The organism is Falsiroseomonas sp. HW251, assembly GCF_050563545.1.
In the GTDB taxonomy this organism is placed as follows: domain Bacteria; phylum Pseudomonadota; class Alphaproteobacteria; order Acetobacterales; family Acetobacteraceae; genus Falsiroseomonas.
The window spans coordinates 1-8,035 of record NZ_JBNXUM010000065.1 but is presented as its reverse complement, the minus strand read 5'-3'; the positions used below and the strand labels follow the sequence as shown (position 1 = coordinate 8,035).

The 8,035-nt window shown below is 68.1% G+C and carries 11 protein-coding genes; 2 read left to right on the top strand and 9 right to left on the bottom strand.

Features of this window, described 5'->3' with window-relative positions:
* The 6 genes from ACLF3M_RS34950 to ACLF3M_RS34925 all read right to left on the bottom strand — a co-directional run.
* A partial coding sequence (locus tag ACLF3M_RS34950) for a hypothetical protein (protein WP_430661640.1) occupies positions 1-283 on the bottom strand: 283 nt, incomplete at its 3' end.
* A gap of 24 nt (positions 284-307) precedes the next feature.
* Positions 308-721 (bottom strand): hypothetical protein, encoded by a 414-nt coding sequence (locus ACLF3M_RS34945; protein ID WP_430661639.1) that lies wholly within the window; start codon positions 719-721, stop codon positions 308-310.
* Between the two features lie 133 nt (positions 722-854).
* Complete coding sequence (locus ACLF3M_RS34940; RefSeq protein ID WP_430661638.1) at positions 855-1,805, bottom strand: Bug family tripartite tricarboxylate transporter substrate binding protein; 951 nt, start codon at positions 1,803-1,805, stop codon at positions 855-857.
* 40 nt (positions 1,806-1,845) lie between these two features.
* Positions 1,846-2,508 (bottom strand): HD domain-containing protein, encoded by a 663-nt coding sequence (locus ACLF3M_RS34935; protein WP_430661637.1) that lies wholly within the window; start codon positions 2,506-2,508, stop codon positions 1,846-1,848.
* Positions 2,509-2,549: 41 nt separating this feature from the next.
* The gene (locus ACLF3M_RS34930) at positions 2,550-3,515 is read right to left on the bottom strand and encodes a tripartite tricarboxylate transporter substrate binding protein (protein WP_430661636.1); all 966 of its coding nucleotides are present in this window, start codon (positions 3,513-3,515) and stop codon (positions 2,550-2,552) included.
* Complete coding sequence (locus ACLF3M_RS34925) at positions 3,512-4,657, bottom strand: mandelate racemase/muconate lactonizing enzyme family protein (protein WP_430661635.1); 1,146 nt, start codon at positions 4,655-4,657, stop codon at positions 3,512-3,514. The genes ACLF3M_RS34930 and ACLF3M_RS34925 overlap by 4 nt, the downstream gene beginning before the upstream one ends.
* Before the next feature lie 86 nt (positions 4,658-4,743).
* Here ACLF3M_RS34925 and ACLF3M_RS34920 point away from each other — a divergent pair, with 86 nt between their 5' ends.
* Positions 4,744-5,289: a LysR family transcriptional regulator gene (locus ACLF3M_RS34920; protein WP_430661634.1), complete on the top strand. Its 546-nt coding sequence runs from the start codon at positions 4,744-4,746 to the stop codon at positions 5,287-5,289.
* A gap of 110 nt (positions 5,290-5,399) precedes the next feature.
* The gene (locus ACLF3M_RS34915) at positions 5,400-5,732 is read left to right on the top strand and encodes a hypothetical protein (RefSeq protein ID WP_430661633.1); all 333 of its coding nucleotides are present in this window, start codon (positions 5,400-5,402) and stop codon (positions 5,730-5,732) included.
* 613 nt (positions 5,733-6,345) lie between these two features.
* Here ACLF3M_RS34915 and ACLF3M_RS34910 read toward each other — a convergent pair.
* From ACLF3M_RS34910 to ACLF3M_RS34900, 3 genes are all read right to left on the bottom strand, one after another.
* Entirely contained in the window at positions 6,346-6,657 is a 312-nt protein-coding gene (locus ACLF3M_RS34910) for a hypothetical protein (RefSeq protein WP_430661632.1), read from the bottom strand.
* A 180-nt stretch (positions 6,658-6,837) separates the two neighbouring features.
* Positions 6,838-7,446 carry a hypothetical protein gene (locus ACLF3M_RS34905; RefSeq protein ID WP_430661631.1) on the bottom strand — a complete coding sequence of 203 codons (609 nt, stop codon included), beginning with the start codon at positions 7,444-7,446 and terminating at the stop codon, positions 6,838-6,840.
* Entirely contained in the window at positions 7,404-7,805 is a 402-nt protein-coding gene (locus ACLF3M_RS34900; RefSeq protein WP_430661630.1) for a GYD domain-containing protein, read from the bottom strand. Before ACLF3M_RS34900 ends, ACLF3M_RS34905 begins: the two co-directional genes overlap by 43 nt.
* Positions 7,806-8,035: the final 230 nt, after the last annotated feature.

Below are 8,035 nucleotides of genomic sequence, written 5' to 3'. Positions count from 1 at the left end.
ACCCCGATTCACTCAGCTCGGAAATCGCTCTAGCGGCAGTGGCTCTGCCGGCCACGACGCGACATTGGTCAAAGCGTTGGCTTCGCCCGATCCGCGACTGCCTCATTTGGAGGCAACCCAAGGCGGCCCACGCACGGGCGACGGATTTGGAATCGATCCACAGGAACGTCCACAGGAACTGGGGATTTCTCAGCAGCACCAGCGCTCCGACATTGGATGACAGCGCTACCGCACGCGTGTTCGATTCAGGCGGAATGCGAAATGCCGCCGGCCCGAGGATCACTCGGCCCGAGCTACACGCGACGACTTAGCTGAGGAGCTGATCCTGCGGGACACTGTTACGGCGCGGGCCGCCGGGCATGTTCTCGGGACATCTAGGCTGGCCCACACGCTGGACGAACTGCTCGACGGTCTCGTCGCGCGCGGCTCCTGCGGAACACAGGCGCCGACGCAGGACATGCCGGGCGGCGGTGGCGGAATCAGCGTCACACTGGTGTCCGGCGCGTGCCGCAATGCGAGGGCACCGTCCTCCGTCCGTAGAAGAAGCGAAGACCCCGTCACCGCCGCGCGCCTTCAGCATCTCGAAGGCCGGCGCGGTGCCGTCATGAAGGAGGTGGCGGTCGACATAAAGCAGGGTCTGGCCGTCCTCGCGCTCCAGCACGCGGTGGCGATCCCAGATCTTGTCGAACATCGTCCTCGGCGCGGCCTGGTCCGTCGTCATGCTTCCCCTTCCCCGGCACCAGAAGTTTGATGGCAATCGTGACGCGGTCGGACCACGCGGTAAGCGCCGCCTCGATCGACCTACGATGTCGAGACCGGCGGCAGCATCGCGGGACGCTCCGAAGGCCTGCGCATCAGTCGGCTTGGATGCGGGCTTCCTGCACTAAGCGGCGCCACTTGGCGATCTCTGCCGCGATAAAGGCGTCGGTTGCCGCCGCATCCATGCCGCCGGGCTCCAGGCCGAGAGTCTGAAGCCTTTCGCGAATGGCATCGCTCGCAAGGACCGCGGCGGTTTCCGTGCGCAGCCGTGCTACGATAGGTGCCGGCGTGCTGGCCCGCGCAGAAAGGACGTGCCAGACGCTGATCTCGAAGCCAGACACGCCCGCCTCGCCGACGGTTGGCAGTTGCGGCGAGGTCGCCGCGCGCTGCGCGCCGGATGTGGCGATCGCCCGCAGGCGTCCCGCCTGCACGGGCTCCGCGACCTCCGCGGGGCCCGCGAACATGAAGTCCAGCGTGCCGTTCATTAGATCGGTCAGGGCGGCGCCGTTACCGCGATAGGGCACGTGCTCGGCCTCGAAGCCGGCGAGCCGCCCCATCAGCACGACGGCCACATGCGATGGCGACCCAACGCCCGGCGAGCCGTAGCTCAGCCGCTGCGGCGCTGTCCGCGCGCGTTGCACCAAAGAGGGCACGTCAGTCACCGCGCTGCTGGGTGGCACCACCAGCACGCTCGACGCTCGGGCCAGCAGCGCGACCGTGGTGAAGTCCCGCACCGTCTCGAAGCTCGGCGTCGCGACGATCAGGGGGCTGATGGCATGCGTACCGATATGGCCGATGACGAGGGTGTAGCCGTCCGCCGGCGCCTGCGCCGCCGCTCCCATGCCGAGAAGCCCGTTCGCGCCACCGCGGTTGTCCACGATGACGGGCTGGCCGAGCCGCTGCTGAAGGCCAGCGCCGACGAGACGCGCGAGGATGTCCGAGCTGCCGCCGGGCACAAAGGGCACGATGATCCGCACCGGCCGGTCTGGCCATTGTGCTTGGGCGGACGGCGCCACGCCGAGAAGCACCAACGCGGCGATGAACAACCCAGTGAAGCGACGCATCTTGGCTCCCCCTCCCGTGCGATTAGCTGCGCAGGGCGCGCGGCGCGATCTTGCGGCTCGCCAGCAGCGCGTCGGCGCTGGGCTGCAGCAGCCCGCAGCCGCCAGCCAGCGCCCACCAAAGCTGGTCCGCACGATGCACGACCAGGCATTCCAGGCTGCGGATCAACTGGTCTCCCTCATACGAATGGCCGAGCGCGATATGCGCGATCTCCTCGGGCAAGCCGACCGCGATGCAGATATGGGCGCCATAGACGGAGTGGCGCAGCGACGGCAGGCCGGTCGCGGATGGATCGCCCTCCCACCGCCGGCGATTGCCGGTGTCGAACTCCCACGGCTTGCCGACATCATGCAGCAGGCCGCCCGCGAGGACGACGTCACGTTCGATCCGCGCTTCCGGAAAGTCAGTGAGGAAGGTGTCGGCGATGGACAGTGCGAGCTTCGTCACGCCACGCAGATGCACCGTCTGGTCGCCCCGCCGCAGCGCCTGCATGCCGGGATTGCCCTCGCCCGGAACGTCGCGGACCCGCCCAAAGCTGCTTTCTGACAGGGCATAGGCCCAGGCCTCGATCGCCTTGGCTCGCAGTTCGCGATCGGCGATGTCGGCGAGTTCCGGCAGGTCCTCCATCACGCTGGCGCGCAGCGCCTCGGTGATCGGCCGCTTCGCGCGGCGGTCGAGGAAGTTCATACGCGTTCTCCCACGTCAGTATTGCTGTTTCCCGGCCATTGTCAGTCCGGGGTGATGCCGCCCTGCCGCACGATCGCCTCCCAGCGCGGGATTTCGGCGGCGAAGGCGTCGCGGACTTCCTGCGGCGTGCTGCCCACGGGCTCGAAGCCGAGCTCGGACAGGCGCAGGCGGATCGCCGCGCCGGTGATGACGGCGCGCGACGCCATCGCCAGCCGATCCACTACACCATCCTGCAGGCCGGCCGGGCCGACCAGGGCATTGATCAGCGCGGCGTCGACCTGCGGCAGGCCGGCCTCGGCCATGCTCGGCACCTCCGGCAGCAGATCGGTGCGCGCTCGGCCAGTGACGGCCAGCGCGCGCAGCCGGCCAGCGCGAACATGTTCGGCGATGGCGGGCACGGTCCCGAAGGCCATCTGCACGCGGCCCGCTAGGAGGTCGGTGATCATTGGCCCACCGCCGCGATAGGGCACGTGCAGATAGGCGAAGCCCGCGGCCTGGCGGAACTGCTCGCCGGCCATGTGCACCGCCGTGCCGTTGCCGGCAGAGCCGAAGGAAACCTGGTCCGGCTTCGCCCTCGCCTCCGCCACCAGCGCGGCGACGTCGCGCCAGGGCGCCGAGGCCGGCACGACCAGCGCCAGCGGCGCGCGAACCAGCAGCGAGACCGGCGTGAAGTCGCGCTGCGTGTCGTATGGGAGCCGGCTGCCGAAGAGCGCGGGGTTCACCACGAAGGCGGTGTCCACCACGCCGAGCGTGTAGCCATCGGCCGGCGCGGCCGCGACGGCCTGGGTGCCGGTGATGCTGGCCGCGCCACCGCGGTTCTCGACGACGACGGACTGGCCTAGGGCCGCCGTCAGTTCCTGCGCGAGTAGGCGTGCCGTGATGTCGCTCGCGCCGCCCGGCGGGTAGGGTACGACGAGGCGGATTGGACGCGCGGGCCATGCTTGGGCGAAGGCGCGACCAGCGGCCGGAAGCAGCGCTGCCGCCAGTAGCATGCGGCGCAGGATCATGGCGCGATCTCCCAGTGCTCGGTGACGAAGGGCGCCAGGCGATCCGGCGAGAGTTCGAAGCCAAGACCCGGCGCGTCGGGAACGGCCATCAACCCATCCGCGCCGAGCTCCATCGGACCCAGCAGCGTCAACAGCGGGTTGGGCGTGACGTCCACCTCGATAAAGGGATAGGGCGCAGGCCCGCCGCCGCGCCGCGGCAGCAGCAGCGCCCCCATCTGCAGCGCGGCATGGGCATTCACGACGCTGCCAAAGACATGCGGCATGACCGGCACGTCAAAGGCATCCGCCAGCGCCGCGATGCGCCGGAAACCCGTGAACCCGCCGCAAACCGCCATGTCAGGCTGCAGGACGGAGAAGGTGCGGGCGACAAGGAAATCGCGGAACGCGGCCAGGCTGCCCAGCGCCTCGCCGCCCGCAATGGCGCAGCGCGCTGCCGCGGCCACCGTTTGGTAACCGCCGATGTCTTCGGGCTGCAGCGGCTCCTCGACCCAGAGCAGGTCGGCCTCCTCCATGTGCCGCAGGCTCTCGAGCGCGGCGCCGACCGTGTATCCCTGGTTGATGTCGACCATCAGCCCGACCGCCGGCCCGACCTGGCGGCGCATCTCGCGCATGACTGCTCCGTCCAGCCGAGGCGCCGCGCCGACGCGCGGCTTGATCGCCCGGAAGCCGCGGTTCAGTAGCGCCTCCACCGCATCGGGATAGGCGCCGTAGGGATCGTCGCCTTCGGCGATGAAGGGCCCGCTGGCATAGGCCAGCATGCGGTCGCGCGACGCGCCGCCCAGCATCCGCGCCACGCTGATGCCGCGGGCACGCGCGGCGAGATCATGCAACGCCATGTCGATGGCGGAGATGGCCATCATGCCCGCCCCGCGCCGGTCATAGCCGAGCGAGCCGAGCATGGCGTTGAAGATCCGACCCATGTCCTCGGCTGGCTGTCCCAGCACCAGCGACGCGAGCCGCGTGCGGATCACCGTCGCGGCCGCGGCGGGGGAATTGAAGGCCTCGCCCCAGCCGGCGGTCCCGTCCTCGCCGACAAGCTGGAGGAGGAGCATCTCGCGCCGGCGGATGAAGGTGGAGGCATTGCCGAGCGCCGGGCTCGGCGCGAAGCCGACATGGAATCCCTGGATGCCGACGACCTTCACGGATCCTCCTCCCTTTCCTTCGGGGGACCGTGCAAAGCGAAGGCCATATCTGTCAAATACCAAGGTCGAACCGACATCGTAGACGGATGGTTCTGGTGCTGAATCTGCGCGAGCTCGAGGTATTCCGCACGATCATGGAGGCGGGTGGCGTGACTGGCGCCGCCGAGCGGCTCGGCATGACGCAGCCCGCGGCGAGCAAGATGCTGCGCCAGGCCGAGACGCGGCTGGGCTTCAGCCTGTTCCGGCGGGATCGCAACCGCCTTGTCGCGACGGAGGAGGCGCATGCGCTGCTCCCGGAACTCCTCGGCGCTTTTGCAGCGATTAGCGGCGCGGAGCGCCTGGCCGAGGCCCTTCGCAGCGGCCGCACGGGCCGTTTCACAATCGCAGCGGTGCCGGTGCTTGCGACCGCGCTGCTGCCCCAGCCAATCCGGGCCTTCCGTGCATTCCGCCCCGAGGTCATGGTGCGTCTGCGCGCCACGACGGCACTCGACGCCGTGAACCAGGTGGCGGACTATCGCGCCGATATCGGGCTGATCCTCGGCAAGTCTGGTGATGCACGGGTCGAGACGACGCTGCTCTGCCAATCGGAGATTGGCTGCGCTCTGCCGCCGCGCCATCCGCTCGCCGCGTGAAGGACGCTGTCATTTGCCGATCTCGCGGGCGCTACCCTTCGCGGGGGGCCATCGCGCTGATCAACTCGGCCGGCCTCGTTGGACTCGCCTTCGGCGGCATCGCCATGGGGGTGCTCGCCGACCGCCTGCCGATCCGAAGGATCGCGCTCGCGGGCACGCTCGTGGTCGGGCTTTGCGTGCTGCTGGCCAGTGCGGCGGGCCAACTCTGGCAATTCTACGTGCTGTTCTTCCTGGCCGGCGCGTTGAAGCCGCCGAGGCCGTGTCCGAGCCAGGCGAAGGCGAGGATGGCGCCCATCATGACGGCACGCTCGCTCACGCCGGCGAAGCGGCGCGCGCGCCGCAAGCTGGCGGCTGGCGGCCGGGGCGGCTACGTGAAGTACGCCCTGGACGGGAGGATTCTGCGCCGCTCGAAGGAAGCGCTGCGCCAAATGCCAAGTCCTTGACGGTCGCTGATCTCACCAGCAGCCTCACAACCGCACCGAGGGTCTTAGCGACGAACATCGCCCAGGCTGTGAGCGATCTGGCGTCGCTGGCGGAGGCCGTCGCGGCGAGTTCCTGACGACGCTGCGCGGTAGAGCACTCGAGGACTGCCAGCAGCGCCCGGGGAATAAGATCGATGTGCTGAACGGTGTCAGCAGCAGCAACGGCGGAACGCCGCAGCTTCCGTCCGCTAGGAAGCGCTGTAAGTGTCCCTCTGCACAAGCGCCCCAGTCAGCCAGTGCCATGGCGAGCGGCATGTTGGCTCGGAAGGTCGTCATATTGGCCGATATGGCGAGCGTCCTACCGCAACTTGCCATCTGAACACTGCGCGGCCCGCCGACGCCCAATTTTCGACGCCAGCTAGCGGGCTGCGCCGCCATTACGATTTTGGCGACACGGCACGCTTTATTGCCCCCGCTGGCCTGTGCCACCTCGCATGTACTGGCGCTCAGGATGATAATGCCGTCCCGTCGTCCACCACCTTCGCAGCGCGCTCATGAGCGCGCGGTGCCAAGGCGACCGAACGTCACCCCATGGTGGTTGAAGCACCAATCCGTGCTGCATGCCCCGCGCCGCTTACCAGCCGCGATACGGGCGCTGCGCGTGCAGCCACGCGTGGCGAGCGGCGCGTTCGCGCTCGATCCGCATTGCTTCACGGCGCGCCGCCTCAGCGATGCGCGCGCGCTCGTATTCTCGACGGCGATCGCCCCAGTCGTAGCGGCCCTCGCGATGTCCGTAGAAGCGCGCACCATCATCCCGATCGTAATAGCCGACCGGCTGCACTCGCGCGTGCTCTCCCGCATTCAGCGGCATTGGCCGGGCGTCCGCTGGGCTTGCCGCCATGCCCCCGCCGAGCGCCCCGATCAACGCCACGGCCGTAATCGTCATCCTGCGCACCCGGACCTCTCCTTCGTGCTGTCCGACCTGCACGATGGAACAGGAGCGCGGTGACGCCCGGCTGGCGCGACGGTGGCGAGGTGAAGGCGGCGGGTAACTGAGTGCATCCGCGTCCGCAAACGCGGCCTCGGCACGGCCCGCTTAAATCCGCATGGGCCAGCGGAGGCGACCCTACCGAGAGGCCACCACCATTGTCTGCCCGGCCAAGATGACGGGCGGACCGGGTGCGATATGCTGATCGCGCATTACCGACACGGTGCGCTCATTGGCTTCCAGAGCGTGTTCGCGATTGTCGAAGAGCGAGACGGCTACGCCGCGCGTCTCGTGCTTCTCGTCAATGTAGGCGTAGTAGCCGCGAAAGCCAGCAGCACCCGTGATGGTCAGGAAGACGTGCTCTCTAACGCGCGGCAGAACTTCCTCGCGCGGACCGATGCCGTCGTAAACGCGCACGATGATGAACATCGGAGGCTCATCGCCGCGCTGCACGCTTGCGACCTCGTGCAGCAGCGCTTCTCCTGCCGTGATGTCGATTCTCGGCCGCGCCATGTCGCCTAACGCAGCAGACATCCGCCTTTGGACTTGTTTGTCGGCCTGTACGGCACTGCTGCGATCCCGTGAGACGGTGAGAATGATGAGATGGCCGTCCTCGCTGACATACGTGCAATGGCCAAGGAAGCCGGGCGCGGCTCTGAGGCTGGGCACGAGCTTGGCGCGCACGAGAGGTACGAGCCTGTCGATCAGGCTACCAAGGCCGACGTATCTGTGGACGGTGACATGCACGGGAACCTCTCGTTCTCTCTGTCGCTCCGGCTGCCGTCATTGCGCAGCGATCGATACACCGGCCCGTCTAACCGAGAGGCCACGATCTCGCGGTATGCCTTCTCCGGAAACGCCTTCATCGTCGTCGTGCGGACCGCGCCTAGACTTCCGAGCAGCAAGAGGAAGCGTGCTGCTGTTGCATCGTCGGGCGTTTCGTACACCAGCACCATGTCGTACTCGCCCATCGTCAGATAGAACGAGAGCACGCGGCCGCCCATCGCTTCGAGCTTCTGCTTGGCCGCGTCGAGACGGCGTGGTGAGTCTGCGATCGCGCGCGCGCCCTGGTCCGTCCACTGGCCGAACGCAACATATGTCGTCATTGCCTTCCTCCCTTGGCGGTTTGGGCTGAGCCCATCGCCGATAGGCCGGGAGGTGGGCATCGAAGAGCACGAACTCTAGGGCCAGAGCGCCGCCGACCACCCTAGTCCAGTCGCTTTAGCGACCGGCTCGGAGCACTCCTGCATGTTGCACGGCAGCCACAGCGTATTGCGGGAAGTCGCCCAGTCGCTCTAAAGCATCGTGCCGTTAATCCGGTGCGTATCCTGCGGTC